The sequence below is a fragment of the Rhodococcus sp. 24CO genome (genome assembly GCF_050586165.1).
Taxonomy (GTDB): Bacteria; Actinomycetota; Actinomycetes; order Mycobacteriales; family Mycobacteriaceae; genus Rhodococcus_F.
Map to the genome: position 1 here is coordinate 16,535 of NZ_JAZFNF010000016.1, position 21,117 is coordinate 37,651.

General features: G+C 64.8%; 15 protein-coding genes and 1 tRNA gene. 9 read left to right on the forward strand and 7 right to left on the reverse strand.

Annotated elements, in window-relative coordinates; genetic code table 11:
- Positions 1 to 44 precede the first annotated feature (44 nt).
- Genes V2B23_RS28110 through V2B23_RS28120 form a run of 3 tightly spaced genes read right to left on the reverse strand, consistent with a single transcriptional unit; the run spans position 45 to position 4,060 of the window.
- Complete coding sequence (locus V2B23_RS28110; RefSeq protein ID WP_033232721.1) at positions 45 to 2,093, reverse strand: ATP-dependent DNA helicase; 2,049 nt, start codon at positions 2,091 to 2,093, stop codon at positions 45 to 47.
- A gap of 9 nt (positions 2,094 to 2,102) precedes the next feature.
- Positions 2,103 to 2,717, reverse strand: coding sequence for an isochorismatase family protein (locus tag V2B23_RS28115; protein WP_430953266.1), 615 nt, complete (start codon positions 2,715 to 2,717; stop codon positions 2,103 to 2,105).
- Complete coding sequence (locus tag V2B23_RS28120) at positions 2,714 to 4,060, reverse strand: nicotinate phosphoribosyltransferase (protein WP_430953267.1); 1,347 nt, start codon at positions 4,058 to 4,060, stop codon at positions 2,714 to 2,716. Before V2B23_RS28120 ends, V2B23_RS28115 begins: the two co-directional genes overlap by 4 nt.
- A 64-nt stretch (positions 4,061 to 4,124) precedes the next feature.
- On the opposite strand from V2B23_RS28120, the gene clpS reads away from it, so the two are divergent.
- From clpS to rdgB, 7 genes are all read left to right on the forward strand, one after another.
- Entirely contained in the window at positions 4,125 to 4,454 is a 330-nt protein-coding gene (gene clpS / locus V2B23_RS28125) for an ATP-dependent Clp protease adapter ClpS (RefSeq protein WP_033232727.1), read from the forward strand.
- 53 nt (positions 4,455 to 4,507) lie between these two features.
- Positions 4,508 to 5,098 carry a DUF2017 domain-containing protein gene (locus V2B23_RS28130; protein ID WP_430953268.1) on the forward strand — a complete coding sequence of 197 codons (591 nt, stop codon included), beginning with the start codon at positions 4,508 to 4,510 and terminating at the stop codon, positions 5,096 to 5,098.
- Positions 5,095 to 6,162 (forward strand): P1 family peptidase, encoded by a 1,068-nt coding sequence (locus V2B23_RS28135; protein ID WP_430953279.1) that lies wholly within the window; start codon positions 5,095 to 5,097, stop codon positions 6,160 to 6,162. Before V2B23_RS28130 ends, V2B23_RS28135 begins: the two co-directional genes overlap by 4 nt.
- Before the next feature lie 55 nt (positions 6,163 to 6,217).
- Positions 6,218 to 6,877: a rhomboid family intramembrane serine protease gene (locus V2B23_RS28140; protein ID WP_033232731.1), complete on the forward strand. Its 660-nt coding sequence runs from the start codon at positions 6,218 to 6,220 to the stop codon at positions 6,875 to 6,877.
- A gap of 96 nt (positions 6,878 to 6,973) precedes the next feature.
- On the forward strand, positions 6,974 to 7,732 hold the full coding sequence (locus tag V2B23_RS28145) for a cyclic nucleotide-degrading phosphodiesterase (protein ID WP_430953269.1): 759 nt from the start codon (positions 6,974 to 6,976) through the stop codon (positions 7,730 to 7,732).
- A gap of 35 nt (positions 7,733 to 7,767) precedes the next feature.
- Positions 7,768 to 8,553: a ribonuclease PH gene (gene rph, locus V2B23_RS28150; protein ID WP_430953270.1), complete on the forward strand. Its 786-nt coding sequence runs from the start codon at positions 7,768 to 7,770 to the stop codon at positions 8,551 to 8,553.
- 3 nt (positions 8,554 to 8,556) lie between these two features.
- Positions 8,557 to 9,165 (forward strand): RdgB/HAM1 family non-canonical purine NTP pyrophosphatase, encoded by a 609-nt coding sequence (gene rdgB, locus V2B23_RS28155; RefSeq protein ID WP_003945370.1) that lies wholly within the window; start codon positions 8,557 to 8,559, stop codon positions 9,163 to 9,165.
- A 61-nt stretch (positions 9,166 to 9,226) separates the two neighbouring features.
- On the opposite strand, the gene V2B23_RS28160 is transcribed toward rdgB, so the two are convergent.
- The 4 genes from V2B23_RS28160 to V2B23_RS28175 all read right to left on the reverse strand — a co-directional run bounded on the left by V2B23_RS28160 (position 9,227) and on the right by V2B23_RS28175 (position 10,980).
- Positions 9,227 to 9,622: a DUF3817 domain-containing protein gene (locus V2B23_RS28160; protein WP_430953271.1), complete on the reverse strand. Its 396-nt coding sequence runs from the start codon at positions 9,620 to 9,622 to the stop codon at positions 9,227 to 9,229.
- Complete coding sequence (locus V2B23_RS28165; protein ID WP_033233158.1) at positions 9,619 to 10,026, reverse strand: glucitol operon activator; 408 nt, start codon at positions 10,024 to 10,026, stop codon at positions 9,619 to 9,621. Before V2B23_RS28165 ends, V2B23_RS28160 begins: the two co-directional genes overlap by 4 nt.
- A 111-nt stretch (positions 10,027 to 10,137) precedes the next feature.
- A tRNA-Leu gene (locus V2B23_RS28170) sits at positions 10,138 to 10,219 on the reverse strand.
- Positions 10,220 to 10,290: 71 nt separating this feature from the next.
- Positions 10,291 to 10,980, reverse strand: a complete 690-nt coding sequence (locus V2B23_RS28175; RefSeq protein ID WP_430953272.1) for a hypothetical protein — start codon at positions 10,978 to 10,980, stop codon at positions 10,291 to 10,293.
- A gap of 418 nt (positions 10,981 to 11,398) precedes the next feature.
- Between V2B23_RS28175 and V2B23_RS28180 the strand changes: the two genes are divergently transcribed.
- Together V2B23_RS28180 and acpS are read left to right on the forward strand one after the other, a co-directional pair.
- Positions 11,399 to 20,704, forward strand: coding sequence for a fatty acid synthase subunit beta domain-containing protein (locus V2B23_RS28180; RefSeq protein WP_430953273.1), 9,306 nt, complete (start codon positions 11,399 to 11,401; stop codon positions 20,702 to 20,704).
- 11 nt (positions 20,705 to 20,715) lie between these two features.
- A complete protein-coding gene (acpS, locus tag V2B23_RS28185; RefSeq protein ID WP_033232742.1) occupies positions 20,716 to 21,108 on the forward strand; it encodes a holo-ACP synthase AcpS in 393 nt (130 codons plus the stop codon).
- Positions 21,109 to 21,117: the final 9 nt, after the last annotated feature.

A 21,117-nucleotide genomic window follows, 5' to 3' on the forward strand; every position in this document is an offset into this window, starting at 1 on the left:
GTTCTGCCCCGGACCATGTCGAGAAGGTCCGGGGCAGAAGTGCGTCAGGGCCGTGAATCGCGGATACGGGTCAGTGCCTTGCGGACGACCTCAGGTTTGGTCGTCTCCCAGAACGGAGGCAACGACGCCCGCAGGTACCCGGCATACCGGGCTGTTGCGAGACGCGGATCCAGGACGGCCACAACACCTTTGTCGTCGACGCTGCGCAGTAGTCTGCCGACTCCCTGGGCGAGGAGCAGCGCTGCGTGGTTGGCCGAGACACTGAGGAAGCCGTTTCCGCCGTGCGCCTCGATGGCCTGTTGACGAGCCATCAGCAGCGGATCGTCCGGCCGCGGAAACGGAATGCGGTCCAGGATCACCAGTGATAGCGACGGGCCGGGAACGTCGACGCCCTGCCACAGGGACAGTGTCCCGAACAGTGATGTGGGCTCGTCCTTGGCGAAGGCCTTGACGAGTGTTCCGGTGGCGTCGTCGCCCTGGCACAGGATCGGTGTGTCGAGGCGATCACGCATGGCTTCGGATGCGGCTTTGGCGGCGCGCATCGACGAGAACAACCCGAGGGTGCGCCCACCCGCAGCCTCGACGAGTTCGGCGATTTCGTCGAGGTAGACCGGGGACAAGCCGTCCCGGCCGGGTGTGGGCAGGTGACGGGCGATGTAGATGATTCCGGCTTTCGCATGGTCGAACGGCGATCCGACGTCGACCGAGTTCCAACGAAATGCGTTGGCGTCGGACGGTGCTTCACTTCCGATCGCGGTTCCGGAATCGGGGCGAACCGACGACTGCGCGGGTAGTCCCCAGTTGATCGCAAGACCGTCGAAGGAACCGCCGACGGTGAGGGTTGCGGACGTCAACACCACGGTCGATTCCGCGAACAGGCGTGAGCGCAGCAAACCGCCGACGGACAGCGGGGCCATCCGGACGGAGCGGCGGACCGACCCACGGAACTCGTCGGACGAGAGCCAGACGACGTCTTTGCGCTGGGCGGGATCTGGTTCGTCGAAAGCGGTGAGCACTCGTACGGCGCTGTCGTGAATGTCTTCCACCGAGGAGAGTGCCGCATTGCGGGCGGCCGCGGCTTCGGGATCGGCCGCCATCATGCCGGGCTTGGCCGGGCCGATAGCCGTGCGCAGGGCCCACGCGGCATCGCGGATGGCTGCGAGTGCCGGGGCTGCGCCGTCGGGAAGCCCGTCCCATCGTCCGGGGCGAAGTTCTTCGAGGAGTCCGGCCCAGCCCTCGCCGGCGGCCTCTAGCCGATCGGCGTCTTGTTCTTCGACGATCTTGCCGCAGCGACGAGCGGCTGCGCTGATGGCGGCCGCGGTGAGTTCGTCCGTCGCGACTCCGGTGACGCGGTCGACCAGTTCGTGGGCTTCGTCGATGACAACGACGTCGTGCTCGGGCAGGATCTGGATGCCGGTGATGGCGTCGATCGCGAGTAGGGCGTGGTTGGTGACCACGACGTCTGCCTTCGATGCCTCGACGCGGGCGCGTTCGGCAAAGCAGTCCTCGCCGACCGGGCACTGGTTCTTTCCGATGCACTCGCGGGACGTCACGCTGACCTGCCGCCACGCCTGATCGGACACGCCTGGCACGAGTTCGTCGCGGTCGCCGGTGTCGGTGTCCGACGACCACTCGGTCAAGCGCACCACTTCACGGCCCAGGCGGGAGACTGTGAACGGATCGAACAGTTCGTCCTCCGGCGGCTGCTCGGAGGCGCCGGTGTGGATCTTGTTCATGCACAGGTAGTTGTTGCGGCCCTTGAGGATTGCGAATTCCGCGCGGCGTCCGAGAGGCTTCTTCAGTGCATCGGCCAGGCGGGGGAGATCACGATCGACCAACTGCCGCTGCAGCGCGATGGTGGCCGTCGACACGACGACGGTGCGACCGGACTCGACGGCATGACGCAGGCTCGGCACCAGATAGGCCAGCGACTTACCCGTACCGGTGCCGGCCTGGACGGCAAGATGCTCACCGGTATCGATCGAATGCGCTACCGCCGACGCCATCGTGAGCTGGCTGGTCCGCTCGGCACCGCCCAGCGCCTGCACCGCTGTGCGAAGCAGTTCGGGGACATTCGGAAGTTCATCGGCCACTGAAGCAGGTTAGTGGATACCTACGTCAGAAATATCGACGCCACTCGAAGGCTCATGTTCGTCACGGCCGCTGAGCTGCACTCCGTGCTCGCGCATCTGCGTCAAAGCAGCTTCGATCGTGGCGGTTGCCACACCCGCGGTGAGTGGTAGGAGGACTGTGGTGGCAAAGCCGGCACGGACCGCGTCGAGTGCCGTGGCCTTCACACAGTGGTCGGTAGCGATGCCGACGACGTCGATGTCGGTGATGTCATGGGCCCGCAACCACTCCTCGAGCGTTGTGCCGTCCTCGGAAAACCCTTCGAACCCGGAGTACGCGGCGCTGTACGCACCTTTGGAGAACACGGCGGAACCGGCGATTGTTGCATCGAATGCCGGGTGGAAGTCCGCGCCCGAGGTTCCGACCACACAGTGCACCGGCCAGGTGTCGACGTAATCAGGGTTCTCCGAGAAGTGCGCACCGGGATCGATATGGAAATCGCGGGTCGCTGCGACGGCGTCGTACTCGTGCGAATCGACGAAAGTGTTGATTGCCGCTGCTACGGCAGCGCCGCCGTCCACGGCAAGCGCACCGCCTTCGCAGAAGTCGTTCTGGACGTCCACCACGATCAATGCACGTGCCGTCATCGCTGACCTCCACCGACAAATCGGACTGGCACCGCGGAATCTCCGCGCGAGAGCTTGAGACCTTCCCACGGGAGGCTGACCAGACCGGCCTTCACGACAGCTCGGCTCTCTTCGAGTGTGGGGACGCCGTCGACGGTTTTGCCGCCGCGTACGAGCGGAATCATCAGCTCGGTCGCGCCATCTGCAGCGGTGAACGGCGAGGGTGCGTCGGCGGGGTAGATCACTTCCTCGACCAGCGTTCCGGTCGGGCGGGCGATGCGCAGTGCCTTCTTCGCTCCACCTCGCGACGCTTTGTTGGTGCTGCGCTTCTCGACGGGAATTCCGTCGACCTCGACAAGTTTGTAGACCATGCCGGCCGTCGGAGCGCCGGAGCCGATGACGAGGGACGTGCCGACGCCGTACGTGTCGACGGGTTCGGCGCGCAGAGCGGCGATGGCATATTCGTCGAGGTCGCCGGAGACGACGATGCGGGTCTTGGTGGCGCCGAGGTCGTCGAGTTGTCGGCGGACCTGGCGGGTGACCACCCCGAGATCGCCCGAGTCGATACGCACCCCACCAAGCTCGGTTCCGGCTACGGCGATAGCGGTTTTCACGCCTTCGGTGATGTCATAGGTGTCGACCAGCAACGTGGTCGAGACACCGAGTACGTCGACCTGCGCGCGGAAGGCAGCGGCTTCGTCGGTTCCGCTGTCGGTTGTGTGTAGGAGGGTGAATGCGTGGGCGCTGGTACCCGCGCCCGGAACGTCGTGGCGACGGACGGCTTCGAGATTGGAAGTGGCGTCGAATCCGGCAAGGTACGCGGCGCGGGACGACGCGACCGCGGCTTGCTCATGGGTCCGGCGTGAACCCATTTCGATGAGCCGTCGACCGTCTGCGGCACTGACCATGCGGGCCGCGGCCGACGCAATCGCGCTGTCGTGGTTGAGGATCGAAAGGGCCAATGTCTCGAGCAACACGCATTCGGCAAACGAACCGCGGACGGAGAGGATCGGTGAGCCGGGAAAGTAGAAGTCGCCTTCGCGGTAGCCGTCGATGTCGCCGGAGAAGCGGTAATTGCGCAGCCACTCGACGGTGGTGTCGTCCAGGAACTTCGAGACGATCGCCAGTTCGGGTTCTCCGAAACGGAAGTGCTCGAGAGCGTCGAGCAGGCGCTGCGTACCGGCGACGATTCCGTAGCGCCTGCCATCGGGAAGTCTGCGCGCGAATACCTCGAAACTGCAGGTACGGAAAGCAGATCCGTCGGCCAGTGCGGCAGAGAGCATGGTGAGCTCGTACTGGTCGGTGAGCAGAGCGGTACTCGCGTCGGCGTCACGGGTGTCGGAGATTTGCGTAGGCACGCACATAACTCTAGGCGGGAGACCACGAGGGTGGGTGTTGTCGCCTCGGATCGCGCCGTACCCTGGAGACATGGTTTTCGGCTCTGCGACTGTTTCCACAACTGCCTCTGCGCCGCGCGCGGTTCCGGAGCAGTCGGAGGCTGTTGCAATCATCGAAGCTGTTGACAGGCCTTGGGTGACGATCGTCTGGGACGATCCGGTCAATCTGATGCACTACGTGACCTACGTGTTCCAGAAGCTGTTCGGGTACAGCAAGGCCAAGGCCACCGATTTGATGATGAAGGTCCATTCGGAGGGCAAGGCCGTCGTGTCCAGTGGTTCGCGCGACAAGATGGAAGCCGATGTTCGGCGTCTGCACGCGGCGGGACTCTGGGCAACGATGCAGCGCGACGACACGTAGGACTCGCTCACCTTCGACCAGTTCGAACCGATCACAAGAGGGGAGTCCGACGCGTGCGGACGTGGATCAAGAAGAACTCGCTTTCCGGAGTGAAGTTCAAATCCGAGATGGACGCTCATGAGGTGACCGTTCTGAGTTCGCTCGTCGAGTCGGTGATCGGACTGCTGGAAGATCGTGAGTCCGGCGCACCGCAGGACGAGTTGGCGGCGCTCACCGGTCTTCGAACCGGTAATTCGGAAGCGCCCGACAACCCGGTTCTGGCGCGGTTGCTCCCCGATTTTCAGCGAACCGACCCCAGCAAGGCGTCCCCGGATTCCGATGATCTCGACGACGCCGGCGCCAATGTCAACGGTGCGCTGCGGAGTTTGCACGAACCCGAGATCATCGACGCGAAGAAGGCTGCCGGCAGGGTTTTGCTGGCCTCGCTTCCCGTAGACGGCGGCAAGGTCCTCCTGACCCAGGAGCAGGCCGACGCGTGGCTGTCCGCACTCAACGACGTTCGCCTGGCTCTCGGCACCAATCTCGGTATCGATGCAGACACTCCGGAAAGTTTGGAGCCGGACGATCCGCGGGCACCGCATCTTGACGTCTATCACTGGTTGACATGGATGCAGGATTCGCTCGTTCAGGCGCTCATGCCGTGATCACCACGGCGCCGGGCCCCACGGATTCGTTGACCGACATCGCGGGTTTGACTGTCGGCCATCATCATCGACTCGACGACGACGCTGCATTGGGGTCGGGGGCGGCGACGGGATGCACCGTCGTGCTGGCTCCGGCGGGAGTGGTTGCCGGAGTTGACGTTCGGGGTGGTGGGCCGGGTACGCGCGAAACCGATCTCCTCGACCCGAGTCATTCGGTTCAGCAGGTCAATGCCGTGCTCCTGACCGGCGGAAGTGCCTACGGCCTCGCTGCCGCCGACGGTGTCATGCGCTGGCTCGAGGAACACGGCCACGGAATCGCGATGGGCCTGCCCGGCCAGGTGGTGCCGATCGTGCCGGGCGCCGTCATCTTCGATCTTCCGGTGGGGGACTGGAAGATTCGGCCTGACGCCGATTTCGGATATCTGGCAGCAGAATCCGCGTCGCGTGAATGTGCGACCGGAACAGTGGGCGCCGGTGTCGGTGCCCGAGCCGGTGGGATCAAAGGCGGCGTCGGAACCGCCAGCGTCGTAATCACGGACGGACCGGCCAAGGGGACAACTGTGTCGGCCCTGATCGTGGCAAACCCGGTGGGCTCTGTCTTCGATCCGCGTACCGGTCTGCCGTGGGGCGTCGGGTCCGAGGGGGAGGCGTCCTTCGGGATCGGCATGCCGATACCGTGCGAGCTCGACGCAGCCAACGCGATCGGCGCCAAAGGGACGGTGCTCAACACCACCATCGGCGTCGTCGCTACCGACGCGGCCCTCAGCAAAGCCGGGTGCCGACGCGTTGCGGTTGCCGGTCACGACGGTTTGGCCCGGGCAATCCGTCCGGCCCATTCACCGTTGGACGGCGACACGATCTTTGCGCTTGCCACGGGAACGCACACACCGGAATCGGCGATCGAGGTACCGGCGGCGTTCCCCGCGGATCTGCCGATCCTCGACGCTGTCTGTGCGGCTGCCGCCCAGGTCGTGGAACGCGCGATCGTCAAGGCAATTCTCGACGCGACATCCGTGGCCGGGATCCCGAGTTACCGAGACCTGTTCCCGTCGGCTTTCGTCTAGCCCGGCGAGCGCCGGTAACCTCGAAGTAGACACATCTACTGTGAGGACGCACGCGATGACGATGGATTTCAACAGTCCTGATTTCGGTTCACGGGCACCGGTTCCCGCGCCGAAGCCGCCGTCGGTGTGGAAGCAGTCCGCGGTGCTGGTCGGCGGTTTTGTCCTGGCGCTGTACGTCATCGAGATCATCGACGTCATTTCCGGTCAGAACGTCCAGAACGCTGGGGTCTCACCGCGAACGCTCGACGGTTTGTGGGGCATCCTGTTTGCGCCGGTGCTGCACGACGACTGGGCGCACTTGATCGCGAACACCATTCCCGTACTGATCCTCGGCTATCTCGTTCTGGTGTCCGGCATATCGAGGGGGTTGGCCGCGACCGGAATCATCTGGGTGATCGGCGGGGTCGGGACGTGGCTCGTTGCCGGAGCGAATACCAATCACGTCGGGGCGTCGGTGCTGATCTTCGGGTGGGTGACCTACCTGTTGACGCGTGGATTCTTTACCCGCAGTTTCGGCCAGATTTTGATCGGTGTTGTTGTCTTCGTGATCTACGGCGGAGTTCTGTGGGGCGTGGTGCCCAGCACACCGGGAGTGTCGTGGCAGGGGCATCTGTTCGGTGCGGTCGGCGGCGTCGTAGCGGCGTGGGCACTCTCCTCCGGCGATCGAGCGAACCGCGCCGGCGCCACAACACCTGCCCGACCAGCAACTTTCTGATCGGACGTGGGTCACAGCCACCGGGCGGTGTGACTTCGACTCGCCAAAACGACCGGGAGCTTTTTTGTTGACGGGTCGACGTGGCAGCATGACCTTATGCGCATGACCGTCCTGGGGTGTTCCGGCAGCGTCTCGGGGCCGGATTCACCGGCTTCGGGTTACCTGCTCACAGCGCCGGGTACCCCGCCGCTCGTCATAGATTTCGGTCCCGGAGTGCTCGGGGCTCTGCAGCGGTACGCGGACCCAGGGGACGCGACGATTCTGCTCTCGCACTTGCACGCCGATCACTGCCTCGACATGCCGAGCCTGCTCGTGTGGCGTCGTTACCATCCGAACCGGCCCGAGGGGCGAGCGCTGGTGTACGGCCCGACGGATACCGCCTGCCGGATCGGAACGTCATCCGCCGAGTGCGCGGGGGAGATGGACGATATTTCCGACACCATCGATCTCAAACTGTGGTCGGAGAACGAACCCGTTACCTTCGGTGAACTGACCGTCGTGGCAAGTCGCATGAATCATCCGCCCGAGGCGTACGGATTCCGGATCACGGACGCCGACGGCCGGATTCTCGTCTACACCGGCGATACCGGGATGTGTGACAACGTCGTCGAGCTTGCCCGTGGAGCCGACATCCTCCTTTCCGAGGCGTCGTGGACGGACAGTCCCGATCGGCCGGAAGGTATTCACCTGTCAGGCAAGGAAGCCGGCCGGATCGCGACGTTGGCCGGAGTGAAGGAACTACTCCTCACCCACATCCCGCCGTGGACGTCCCGTGAGGACGTCATCGCCGAAGCAAAATCCGAGTTCGCAGGACCGGTTCACGCTGTGTCCGCGGGAAGCGTCTACGACATCTGACGTGTTGCCTGGGGTGGGACGCTAGGCTCACGAAGGTGACTACACGAGAAGACGGCAGGGCGGACGACGAACTTCGCCCGATCAAGATCACCCGCGGGTTCACCAGCCATCCGGCCGGCTCGGTTCTGGTCGAGTTCGGAAACACCCGAGTGATGTGCACGGCCAGCGTCGAAGAGGGTGTTCCGCGGTGGCGCAAGGGTTCCGGGCTCGGTTGGCTCACCGCCGAGTACGCGATGCTGCCCGCAGCGACGCACACCCGCAGTGGACGTGAATCCGTCAAGGGCAAGGTCGGTGGCCGCACCCAGGAGATCAGCCGGCTCATCGGTCGATCCCTTCGGGCCTGCATCGACCTCGCAGCCATCGGTGAGAACACCATTGCTCTGGACTGTGATGTCCTGCAAGCCGATGGTGGCACCCGTACCGCTGCCGTGACGGGTGCGTACGTAGCCCTCGTCGACGCGGTGACGTATCTTCGCGCTGCCGATCTGTTGAGTGACCCTCAGCCCATCTCGTGTGGCATCGCGGCCGTCAGTGTCGGCGTCGTCGACGGACGAGTGCGCCTCGATCTGCCGTACGAAGAGGATTCGCGCGCCGAGGTCGACATGAACGTCGTCGCCACCGATACCGGCACCTTGGTGGAAATCCAGGGCACCGGCGAAGGCGCCACGTTCCCGCGCTCGACCCTGGACAAGCTTCTCGACTCCGCGCTGGCGGGCTGCGAGCAGCTGTTCGAGATCCAGCGTCAGGCATTGGCGGAGCCGTATCCGGGTGCGTTGCCCGAACCCAAGAACCCGGAACCCAAGAAGAAGTTCGGTGCCTGAGCTGTGAGCGTACGAGTATTGGTAGCAAGTAGAAACGCCAAGAAGCTGAAGGAACTCCATCGCGTTCTCGACGCGGCCGGCGTGAGCGGAATCGAACTGGTCGGGCTCGACGAGGTGCCGCCGTTTCCGGAAGCGCCCGAGACCGGCGCGACATTCGAAGAGAATGCGCTCGCCAAGGCTCGTGACGGAGCCGCTGCCACCGGAATGCCGTGTATCGCAGACGATTCCGGTGTCGAGATCGATGCGCTGAACGGGATGCCCGGTGTGTTGTCTGCCCGCTGGTCCGGTACCCACGGAAACGACGGCGCCAACACTGCGCTGGTACTCGCTCAGTTGGGTGACGTGCCCGACGAGCGGCGCGGCGCGGCCTTTGTCTCCGCCTGCGCACTGGTGATCCCCGGCGGCGACGAGACCGTGGTCCGCGGCGAATGGCGCGGCGTCATCGGCCGGGAACCGGCAGGCGACGGCGGATTCGGTTACGACCCGATCTTCCGTCCAGACGGTGACACCCGCTCGGCGGCGGAACTCACTCCGGCCGAGAAGGACGCGGCCTCGCATCGCGGGAGAGCGCTGGTGCAACTGGTGCCCGCGCTGGCGGCACTGGCCGGCTGATCGCACACACGGCAAAGGCCCTGAACGTCAATCACGTTCAGGGCCTTTGCTTTACGGAAAATCAGAGGTTGTAGTCGCTCTTGACCTGGATGGTCCGCTTGTGTTCGAACACAAACGACAGGAACGGAATGGTGCCGGCCAGTGCCGTGGCAACCGTCGTGCCCGACTTCCAGCGCGCCTTGATAGCCAAGTCGACCGTGAACACCAGGTACAGCATGTAGAACAGCCCGTGAATCTGGCCGATGTAGAACAGCCACGACGGAGCGTCGGCGGAGTTTTCCAGGATCAGGTACTTGTAGACCATCTCACCGGTCAGGAACAGCAGCCACAGGCCGGTGATCCACGCCAGAACGCGGTAACGAACAAGCGCAGAAGCAACCTTCTTCTGCTTCTCGGCCTGCGCCTTGGTGGCCTTGTCTGAGGTGGTAGCGGTGCTCGCTTCCGGGCCGGTACTCACGTAGTGCTCCTATCGGGCTCGCGAGCGGCGAGCTGCGCAAGGTAGTCGTTGTATTCGAGCATTTGGCGTGCCTCGGGGTCATCGGCATCGAGTTCCGCGTCGCCGAACTGTGCCCGGGGACGCTGCGGTAGCAGATCGGCCGGAATCTCACGCGGCTCCGCTGCGGCTTCCTCGGCTTCGACCTCGTCCGGATCGGCATCCTCGAGCTGAACGAACTTGCGATATGCGTACACCACAAACGCGGCGAACAGTGGCCACTGCAACGCATAGCCGAGGTTCTGCCCGCTGCCGCCCACAGCTTCGAAGCGCTCCCACTGCCACCAGCCGAGCGACAAGCAGACCGCTGCTGACACCAGAACCAGCAGGATCAGCGCAGGTCGGCTTTTTGTAGGCTTCTTCGACACACTACGACGGTACCGCAGAGCTATAGTGCCGCGCCCTGCGATCTCCGACACGGTGTCGTAGACACAAAAACAGAACCCCACCGAAACGATCTCGATGGGGCTCTAGCGTTGTGCGCGAGGGGGGACTTGAACCCCCACGTCCTGAGACACTGGAACCTAAATCCAGCGCGTCTGCCAATTCCGCCACTCGCGCGCGGAATTCACAGGATACGCGATTGCCGACCCCGCGGCGGACACGGCCCTCATATGCAGTGGGCACGGCCCTCACATGGCTGGAACCGGGTCCGATTTTGCCGGTCGCCGTGGTTGTTCGGCGGTGCGTTGGTACCGCCATGCTGCGTGCGTGAGAGTTGTTGCGGGGACATTCAATTCAGCAGCCACCGCAGCGAGCAGCGAGGTTGCCTCTGCGCCGCCCAGCGGTTCGGCGCTACCGGCTGCCTCGGTGGCAAAACGAGTCAGTAGTTCCACCGAATCGGGTGTGAGTGTGCCGGACAGAAACAACAGCGCGTCGAATGTGCGCGTTCCAAACCCCGGAACCGACATGATTGCCGCTCGATGGGCGTCGGTGTTGCCGATATCTGCACAACCGGAGCATCCGACGGCAACCAGTGCTGCGGCGCCCAATGCTGCGGCCTCTGCTTTGGTGGAGTAGTTGCCAGGCACCCGCTGACGGTTACCGAGAATGACGGCCAGTTCGTCGCCGCGCTCGGCAAAGGCTGCCAGAGCGGAAAGGTTGTCGAGTGGCGCGTCCGACTGGCGGTGGTGACGCCACCGCGTGATGACGGCTCGCACGCCCGTCGTAGGTGTTCCGTACGCGGCGCGGGCCGAGAAGGCCGCGTCGAGGATGGCTGCTTCAGCCTCGTGTGCCCACCCATCGGTCCAGTGCGGCCACGCGGACTGTGGCAGCTCGCGTGCGATGAAGTCGATGACGATTTTTGTGGTGTCGGTACCCATGATTTCTCCCCCCGAGAAAGTTGTCCGATCGGACGCGCTGAACCTAGCGCGGGAGTCCGACAGGTTTTGGGGTGAAAGGCACGCGATGGGCCAACCGTCAAGAGGGTAACGATTTGGTAACGATAAATATGAGGAGTTCCTCAGGTTTGTGGAAATCCGAGTAACAGTCCCTGGCAGCGGGTTTGCGACCTACTCACGAGTCACTTTCTCGACATCCCGTGAGGAAGATCACCGGCTGGAAAGTCCAGTATTTCGAGCTGCCAGCAAACGTGAGGAAATCCTCATGATCCTGTGTCAGCCTTAACGTGCACGGAAGGCGCAGACATGCCGATTCTTTCGGTCGATATGCAAGACGTGCGCCCCGGGCAGACCCACAATTCCCACCTCGCCGCAGAGGTGACCAGGAGAGGACGTACGCGTGACGATCGATGACACGACACCTACAGGAAACGGACGCGACTCGAAGGATGGACGCCGCGTCGGCGTCGACGGGGGAGCCTCCCGCACGAACAGTAAAGGTGCGCTCGTCGATTCACTGAACAACGGATTGCCGTACGCCCTTGCCTTCGGTGGACAGGGCGCCCCGTGGCTCAGCACGCTCGAAGAACTCAGCCGCGACAACGGCCTGGAGCCGATTCTCACCGACTTGGTCAACGACGCGGCAGCGCGCCTCGCTCCGCTCGCGCAGGACCTCGTGGTGGTGCGCCCGATCGGATTCGATCCGGTCGCGTGGATTCTCGAAGCCGAGATCGTGGACGAAGAAGAAGGTGAGAAGCCGGCAGGTCCCTCTGCTGCAGCACTCACCGCAGCCCCTGTTTCACTCCCCGGCGTCTTCCTCACGCAACTTGCGGCGTTGCGTGCGCTGACTGCGCAGGGTCTCGACATTGCAGCGCATCCGCCCGTGTCCGTCATCGGACACTCGCAGGGCGTGCTCGCGACCGCTGCTGTTGCAGCTGGTGGCAACGACGACGGCGAGCTTCTTGCCGTTGCTCAGCTCGTCGGCGCCGCAGCCAGCCTGGTCGGTCGTCGCCGCGGCATCATCGCGAGCGCGTCGGGCAAGCCGATGGTCGCGGTGTCCAACGTCGATCCCGAGCGCCTCGACGCGATTGTCGCCGAACTGGCCCAGACCACGACGGACAATCGCGCAGCTGTCCTCGCTATTCGTAACGGCCGCCGCCGTGTTGTCCTCGCGGGACCGCCCGCTCAGCTGGCCCGCGTGCAGGAACGTTGCGAGCAGATCGAAGCGACCGAAGCCCGCGAGCGCGACGGCAAGAAGCGCGGCGGTTCGGTCTTCGCTCCCACCTTCGACCCGCTCGACACCGAGATCGGTTTCCACCACCCGGCGCTCGCCGACGCAGTCGACCTGGTCGGCAGCTGGGCAGCCCGCTGCGGCCTCGACGCAGATCGGGCCAGCGCACTCGCGCAGGCCATCCTGGTCGACCCGGTCAACTGGGTGCAGGCCGTCAATGGTGCCATCGACGCCGGCGCGCAGTGGATTCTCGATCTCGGACCCAGCGATCAGCTGACCCGTATGACGTCGTCCTCGCTGCGTGGGCAGGGTGTTGGCATCATCGCCGCGTCCACCCGCGGCGGACATCGCAACTTGCTCACCCCCGGTGCTGCGCCTGAGGTCTCACGTTCGTGGACCGAATTCGCGCCCAAGCCTGTAGCGCTTCCCCGCGGCCGCATCGGCGTCGAGACTGCCTTCACGAAGCTCACCGGTCGCTCACCGATCCTGTTGGCCGGCATGACTCCGACCACGGTTGACGCCAAGATCGTTGCCGCTGCTGCCAATGCCGGTCACTGGGCCGAGCTTGCCGGCGGCGGACAGGTCACCGAAGAGATCTTCGAAGACCGTGTCGCAGAACTGAAGATGCTCCTCGAGCCGGGCCGCGCGGTCCAGTTCAACTCGCTGTTCCTCGATCCGTACCTGTGGAAGCTGCAGCTCGGTGGCAAGCGCCTCGTGCAGCGCGCTCGTACTGCCGGTGCACCCATCGACGGCGTCATCGTCACCGCCGGTATCCCGGAACTCGAAGAGGCCGTTGCGCTTATCGAAGAGCTGTCCGAGATCGGCATCACCAACATCGCATTCAAGCCGGGCACCGTGGCGCAGATCCGTTCGGTGATCCGCATCGCCAACGAGGTTCCGAACTTCCCGGTCATCGTTCACATCGAAGGTGGCCGCGCCGGCGGACACCACTCGTGGGAGGACCTCGACGACCTGCTTCTCGACACGTACGCCGAGCTGCGTACGCGTTCGAACCTGATCATCTGCGTCGGCGGCGGCATCGGAACACCCGAGCGCGCAGCCGATTACCTGACCGGCCGCTGGTCTGTCGGAGCCGGCTTCCCGGCAATGCCCGTCGACGGCATTCTCGTCGGTACGGCAGCCATGGCGACGCTGGAGGCCACCACGTCTCCCGAGGTCAAGCAGCTCCTCGTCGACACACCGGGTACTCCGGACTGGGTCGGTGCGGGTACCGCCGAAGGTGGAATGGCTTCGGGCCGTAGCCAGCTCGGTGCCGACATCCACGAGATCGACAACGCCGCATCGCGCACCGGACGCCTCCTCGACGAGGTCGCCGGCGATGCCGACGCCGTTGCCGAGCGCCGTGACGAGATCATCGCCGCACTCGACGTCACCGCCAAGCCGTACTTCGGTGACATCGAGACCATGACGTACGCGCAGTGGCTGCGTCGTTACCTCGAGCTGACCGTCGGTATCGACGCGGCCAAGGAATTCGACTGCGGCGCAGACCTTCAGGACGCTATTGCCGAGGCAACGACGAGCCCGTGGCTCGACATCACCTGGCGTGCCCGCTTCGGCGAGATGCTCCAACGCACCGAGGCTCGTCTGCACCCCGTCGACCGCGGCCCCATCCCGACCCTGTTCGGCGATGCCGAGACCCTCGAGCGTCCCGAAGCTGCGATTTGCGCACTGCAGGCGTCGTACCCGGACTACACGAGCACGGTTCTGCATCCCGCAGACGTCTCGTTCTTCATCTCGCTGTGCAAGACGCCGGGTAAGCCGGTCAACTTCGTTCCCGTCGTCGACGGTGACGTGCGCCGCTGGTGGCGCAGTGACTCCCTGTGGCAGGCACACGATCCGCGGTACACCGCCGATCAGGTGTGCGTCATCCCCGGCACCGTTGCCGTTGCCGGCATCACGCGTGTCGACGAGCCCGTCGGTGACCTGCTCGATCGTTTCGAGAAGGCCACATACGACGAATTGGTTGCTGCCGGAACCACTCCGGTTGTCCTCGCGAGCCGTCGCCACCAGGATTCTGCTCCCGGACTGCTCGACGCCGTTCTCTCGGCACCGGATCTCCAGTGGGCCGGCCGCCTGACCCAGAACCCGGTACGTCGTCTCGGCGACCTCGAAGAGTGGAGTGCCGAGTCCGCCGACAAGGCTGTTCACGCCTCGACCGGATCGAGCCTGACAGTTGTCGACGAGACGCACGTCCTGCTCTCGGTTCCGCTGGTCGCCGACAAGTCGGTCGACATCACGATCACCATTCCCAGCTCCGTCGTCGACGGCGGCGCTCCGGTCGTCACCGAGGCCGATGCCGAAGCCGCGATGTCCGCATTGCTGGCAGTTGCTGCAGGACAGGAACTTCCGACCGTCAAGAACGGCACCGCGCGCCTCAATGTGGCGTGGGTACCTGACCGCATCGCCGATCACGCCGGAGTCACCGGTTCCGGTCTGCCGACCACACTGAGCGTGAGCGGCAAGGCCGTTCCCGACGTGGTTGTCGGAGCGTGCTGGCCCGCCGTCTTCGCCGTCCTCGGCGCAGCCAAGCTGGACAGTCTTTCAGTCATCGAAGGCATGCTCGACCTGGTCCACCTCGACCACGCCGTCAATCTGGTCGGTGAACTTCCGACCGAGACAAGCATTCTCGTGGTCAACGCCGAGGTCGCCTCGGTTCTGGACACGGACCTCGGTCGCGTCGTCGAGGTCAAGGTCGAGGTCGGTGCCATGCTCGGCGAGGGCCTCGAGGCCCCCGCAGTAGTCACCATGACCGAGCGTTTCGCGATCCGCGGACGCACCGGTGCAGGCGAACTCGCCGACCCGGCTCGCGCCGGCGGATCGATCAGCGATGCAGCAATCGACACCTCGCGTCGTCGTCGCCGTGACGCGAAGATCCTGGCTCCGGTCAGCATGGGCGCATTCGCTCAGGTTTCCGGTGACCACAACCCGATTCACACCTCCGACAACGCCGCTCTGCTGGCCGGCCTCGGAACCCCGATCGTGCACGGTATGTGGCTCTCCGCTGCAGCGCAGCAGGTTGTCACCGCAGTGGACCCGGCCGAGACTCGCACCCCGCCGCGTCGCCTGACCGCGTGGACCGCTCGTTTCCTCGGAATGGTCCGCCCCGGCGCCGAGATCGACGTCCGCGTCGATCGCATCGGTATCGATCAGGGTGCCGAGATCGTCGAGGTCGGTTGCCGGATCGATGGTGACCTGGTCATGGTTGCCACGGGACGCACCGCTGCACCCAAGACGATCTACGCTTTCCCCGGCCAGGGCATCCAGCGTCCGGGCATGGGCCTCGACGCCCGCGCTCGCTCGAAGGCAGCACGCGACGTCTGGGAGCGCGCGGACAAGCACACCCGCAAGACACTCGGATTCTCGATTCTTGCTGTGGTTCGCGACAACCCGGTCACCGTCAAGGCACGCGGCGTCGAGCACAAGCATCCGGACGGTGTTCTGCACCTGACGCAGTTCACCCAGGTCGCGATGGCTGTTCTCGGTGTTGCCCAGGTTGCTGAACTGCGTGAGTCCGGCACCTTCATCGAAGGCTCGCTCCTCGCGGGTCACTCGGTGGGTGAGTACAACGCACTCGCCGCTGTTGCCGAGGTCTTCCCGCTCGAAGCTCTCCTCGAGGTTGTCTTCCAGCGCGGCTCCGCGATGCACCAGCTGGTTCCCCGTGACGCAGCGGGCCGTTCCGACTACCGCATGGCTGCCATCCGCCCGTCGCAGATCGGTGTGTCCGACGACGACGTGCAGGACTTTGTCGCCGGTGTTGCCGAGGCGTCCGGTGAGTTCCTCGAAATCGTCAACCTGAACCTGCGTGGCAGCCAGTACGCCATCGCCGGATCCGTTGCCGGCCTCGACGCACTCGAGGTCGAGATCGATCGTCTCCGTGCGGAATTCGGTGGCAAGCGCGCCTACATCCAGGTTCCCGGCATCGACGTGCCGTTCCACTCCACCGTCCTTCGCGGCGGCGTGGCGGACTTCCGCGTATGCCTGCAGGACTTGCTCCCGCACGACATCGATCCGGACATCCTCATCGGCCGCTACATCCCGAACCTCGTTCCGAGGCTCTTCTCGCTGAGCCGCGACTTCGTTCAGGAAATCGCCGACCTGGTGCCGTCGGAGCAGTTGCAGGAAGTCCTTGCTGACTTCGACAGCTACGCAATGCGCAGCCACGAACTGTCCCGGATCATCCTGATCGAGCTGCTGGCTTGGCAGTTCGCCAGCCCGGTCCGCTGGATCGAGACCCAGGATCTGCTGTTCAGTGACGAGTCCGAAGGTGGACTCGGTGTCGAGCGCTTCGTCGAGGTCGGCCTCGGCGCTGCCCCGACCGTCGCGAACCTCGCATCGCAGACCCTCAAGCTGCCGGGCCGCTTCGGCTACCCGGTCGAGGTTCTGAACATCGAGCGTGAAGCTGCGATCGTCTACGGCACGGATGTCGATCCGGCCGCTGCCGACGATGACGACGAGGTGGAAGCACCCGCCGCCACTCCGGTGGCTGCCGCCGCCGCACCGGTCGCCGCTGCACCCGTCGCGACGTCCAGCGGACCGCGTCCGGACGACATCACCTTCAAGGCGCCGGACGCCACGAAGGTTCTGATCAGCCTGTGGACCAAGCTGCGTCCCGATCAGGTCGGTCCCGCCGACACGATCGAGGCACTGTGCGACGGTGTGTCCTCACGTCGTAACCAGCTTCTGGTCGACCTCGGTTCCGAGCTGTCCCTCGGCGCCATCGACGGCGCGGCAGATGCCGACATGGGCTCGCTCGCAGCCACTGTCGACAAGCTGGCCCGTACGTACAAGCCGTTCGGACCGGTACTTTCCGATTCGATCAACGATCACCTGCGTAAGGTCTTCGGCCCCTCGGGCAAGCGTCCCGGCTACATCGCCGATCGTGTCAAGAAGGTCTGGGAACTCGGCGACGGTTGGGCGCACCACGTCACCGCAGCGGTAGCGCTCGGTACCCGTGACGGTGCCAGCATCCGCGGCGGCGACCTCGGCGGCCTGACCTCCGGCGCTCTTGCCGACGCAGCAGCAGTCGACGCAGTCATCGACAGTGCCGTTGCTTCGGTTGCCTCCGCTCGCGGCACCAGCGTTTCGCTGCCGGCAACCGGTGGCGGCGGCGGTGGAACCGTCGACGCAGCCGCTCTGGGTGAGTTCACCGAGAACATCACGGGCCGCAACGGCGTTCTGGCTTCGGCCGCCCGCCTCGTGCTCGAGCAGCTCGGACTCAGCGAAGAGGCTCCGGCAGCAACCGTCGAGGACACCGAACTGGTCGACCTGGTCTCGGCTGAACTCGGTTCCGACTGGCCGCGTCTGGTTGCTCCGGCGTTCGACGCTCAGAAGGCGGTCCTGCTCGACGACCGTTGGGCAAGTGCGCGTGAGGATCTCGCACGTATTTGGCTGGGCAGCGAGACCCTGTCGGTCGAGAACTTCATCGGAGCCGGTTCCACCGTTGCCGCACAGGCAAAGTGGTGGGCCACCCGCGCCACCGACGAAGGCCGCACGACGCTGGCCGAGGTCTACACCCGCATCGCTGATGCGGCTGTGACGGCAGAATCCGACGCACCCGAGTGGGCCGGCGAGGTCGCAGTCGTGACCGGAGCCAGCAAGGGTTCCATCGCAGCAGCGGTCACGGGCAAGCTCCTGGCCGGTGGCGCAACGGTATTCGTCACCACGTCGCGTCTCGACGGCTCGCGTCTCGGCTTCTACCGCGACCTGTACCGCGAGAACGCTCGTGCCGGTGCCGCTCTCTGGGTGGTTCCTGCCAACATGGCGTCGTACACCGACGTCGACGCACTGATCGACTGGATCGGCAACGAGGCCACCGAAAATGCCGGTGGCGCAAAGAAGCTGATCAAGCCGGCTATGACGCCGACGATGCTCTTCCCGTTCGCGGCTCCTCGCGTCGGCGGAGAACTCTCCGACGCCGGCGCTCGCGCCGAAATGGAAATGCGCGTGCTGCTGTGGTCGGTGGAGCGCCTGATCGGTGGTCTGTCGAAGATCGGTTACGACAGCGACGTCGACACGCACCTACACGTGGTCCTGCCAGGTTCGCCGAACCGCGGAACGTTCGGTGGTGACGGTGCATACGGTGAGGCCAAGGCTTCGCTGATCGCCGTGGTCAACCGCTGGAAGGCCGAGCGTAACTGGGCCGAGCGAGTCACGTTGGCACACGCCGTCATCGGCTGGGTCCGCGGAACCGGTCTGATGGGTCACAACGATCCGATCGTCGACGCTGTCGAAGCTGCCGGTGTCCGTACCTGGTCCACCCAGGAAATGGCAACCGAACTGCTGAAGACGGCTACCGCGCAGTCGCGTCGTAGCGCAGCCAAGGCTCCGCTCGAGGTCGACCTGACCGGTGGACTTGCGGAGGCGAACCTCGACCTGGGCGCCCTCGCCAAGGAAGCCGCCGCGACCGCAGAGATTGCCGAGGCAGTCGACGAAGCAGTCGACGAGAACACCATCCTCGCGCTGTCCGCACCGGCACGCATCGATGCCTCGATCAAGGCTCCGAGCTGGCCCGAACTCGATGTCACTCCCGCGGACCTCGTGGTCATCGTGGGCGCCGGAGAGCTCGGCCCCTACGGTTCCTCGCGTACCCGCTTCGAGATGGAGGTCGACGAGCAGCTTTCTGCCGCAGGCGTTCTCGAATTGGCGTGGAACACCGGACTGATCGTCTGGGAGAACGACCCCAAGCCGGGTTGGTACGACGTCGAATCAGGCGATCTGGTGCCAGAGGCGGAAATCGCCGACAAGTACCACGACGCAGTTGTCGAGCGTTGCGGCATCCGCCGCTACGTCGACGAAGGCCAGATGATCGACAACACCGCACCGTTGCTCACCTCCGTGTTCCTGGACAAGGATCTGAGCTTCGTGGTCGGCAGCGAGGCAGAGGCTCAGGCCTTCGTCGAATCCGATCCCGAGAACACAGTGGCGTCGGTTTCGGCCGAGTCCGGTGACTGGACGGTCACGCGCCGCGCCGGCACCGAGATCCGTGTTCCGCGCAAGATGAAGCTGACGCGCAGTGTCGGCGGCCAGATTCCGACCAACTTCGACGTCACGAAGTGGGGCATCCCCGCCGACATGGCCGATTCGGTCGACCGCGTCGGACTGTGGAACATCGTTGCGACAGTGGACGCATTCCTCACGGGCGGCTTCACTCCGAGCGAACTGCTGCGTTGGGTTCACCCGAGCCTGGTGGCGAACACGCAGGGCACCGGCATGGGCGGCATGACGTCCATGAGGAGCTTGTACATCGACACGCTGCTCGGCGAGAACCGTCCCAACGACATCCTGCAGGAAGCTCTGCCGAATGTTATTGCGGCGCACGTCGTTCAGTCGTACGTCGGTGGCTACGGCGCGATGGTTCACCCCGTCGCGGCCTGCGCAACGGCAGCCGTGTCCGTCGAAGAGGGCGTCGACAAGATCCGCTTGGGCAAGGCCCAGTTGGTTGTTGCCGGTGGATTCGACGACCTGAGCGCGGAAGGCATCATCGGCTTCGGTGACATGTCGGCCACGGCCAAGACGTCGGACATGCACGCCAAGGGCATCGAAGATCGCCGCTTCTCGCGGGCAAACGATCGCCGCCGCGGCGGCTTCGTCGAGTCCGCCGGTGGTGGCACGATCCTGCTCGCTCGCGGTGACCTGGCACTGGAAATGGGCTTGCCCGTTCTCGGCGTTGTCGCCTGGGCCGGATCGTTCGCAGACGGTGTCCACACGTCGATCCCGGCTCCGGGAATCGGCGCACTGGGTGCCGGACGCGGCGGAGCGGATTCGCAGCTCGCACTTTCGCTCAACGCCCTCGGCGTCAGCGCGGACGACATCGCGGTCATCTCCAAGCACGACACGTCCACCGCGGCAAACGATCCCAACGAGGCAGAACTGCACGAGCGTCTCGCCGGGGCTTTGGGTCGCAGTGACGGTGCTCCGATGTTCGTGGTGTCGCAGAAGAGCCTGACCGGCCACGCCAAGGGCGGTGCAGCTGCCTTCCAGCTGATCGGTCTGTGCCAGGTGCTCAGCCAGGGCGTCATCCCGCCGAACCGCAGCCTCGACTGCGTCGACGACAAGATGGCCGAGTTCGAGCACCTCGTGTGGGCACGTCAGCCGCTCAAGTTCGGCGAGCAGCTCCCGCTGCGCGCCGGCCTGCTGACCAGCCTGGGCTTCGGTCACGTCTCCGGACTGATCGCGGTTGTCCACCCGCAGGCATTTGTCGAGTCGGTGCCCGCCGACAAGCGTGCGGACTATGTTGCAGCCGCACAGCAGCGCACCATCGACGGTCAGCGTCGCCTCGCCAAGGCAATGTGCGGTGGCGACAGCCTGTACGAGCGTCCCGCCGATCGTCGTCTCGGCGCCGACGGAACGCCCGCAAAGGCTTCGCGTCAGCTCGAAGCGGATGTTCTCCTCAGCGAGAACGCACGCCTGGGTGAAGATCAGCGTTACCGCTCGAATCTTCCTGGCTGCAAGTAGATAATCGCAGGATGGGAGTTCTGGGTATCGGTTTCGACCTCGTCACGGTGTCGGAGTTCGCCGAGCAACTGAAACGGCCGGGAACGGCTATGCTCGACAACTTCACACCGGGTGAGCGTCGGGATTCCAATACTCGGAGTTCCGATCCGGCAAGACATTTCGCGGCCCGGTGGGCGGCGAAGGAAGCAGTGATCAAAGCGTGGTCCACTGCTCTCTTCGCCAGCCCACCGGTGCTGGGGGAGATGATCCACAATCAAATCGAAGTCGTCTCCGACGCGTGGGGGCGCCCCAGCATCAGATTGCGGGGCGACGTCGCGAAACACCTCACCGACGTGAAGATTCACATTTCGCTGACGCACGACGGTGACATGGCCGGCGCGTTCGCCGTGATCGAATCGACTTAGGGTCGAGCT

Excerpts from the sequence above, each read along its gene's own strand:
- V2B23_RS28175 (WP_430953272.1), bottom strand. The coding sequence starts at position 10,980 with ATGGGTACCGACACCACAAAAATCGTCATCGACTTCATCGCACGCGAG.
- V2B23_RS28140 (WP_033232731.1), top strand. The coding sequence starts at position 6,218 with ATGACGATGGATTTCAACAGTCCTGATTTCGGTTCACGGGCACCGGTT.
- V2B23_RS28115 (WP_430953266.1), bottom strand. The coding sequence starts at position 2,717 with ATGACGGCACGTGCATTGATCGTGGTGGACGTCCAGAACGACTTCTGC.
- V2B23_RS28145 (WP_430953269.1), top strand. The coding sequence starts at position 6,974 with ATGCGCATGACCGTCCTGGGGTGTTCCGGCAGCGTCTCGGGGCCGGAT.
- acpS (WP_033232742.1), top strand. The coding sequence starts at position 20,716 with ATGGGAGTTCTGGGTATCGGTTTCGACCTCGTCACGGTGTCGGAGTTC.
- V2B23_RS28120 (WP_430953267.1), bottom strand. The coding sequence starts at position 4,060 with ATGTGCGTGCCTACGCAAATCTCCGACACCCGTGACGCCGACGCGAGT.
- clpS (WP_033232727.1), top strand. The coding sequence starts at position 4,125 with ATGGTTTTCGGCTCTGCGACTGTTTCCACAACTGCCTCTGCGCCGCGC.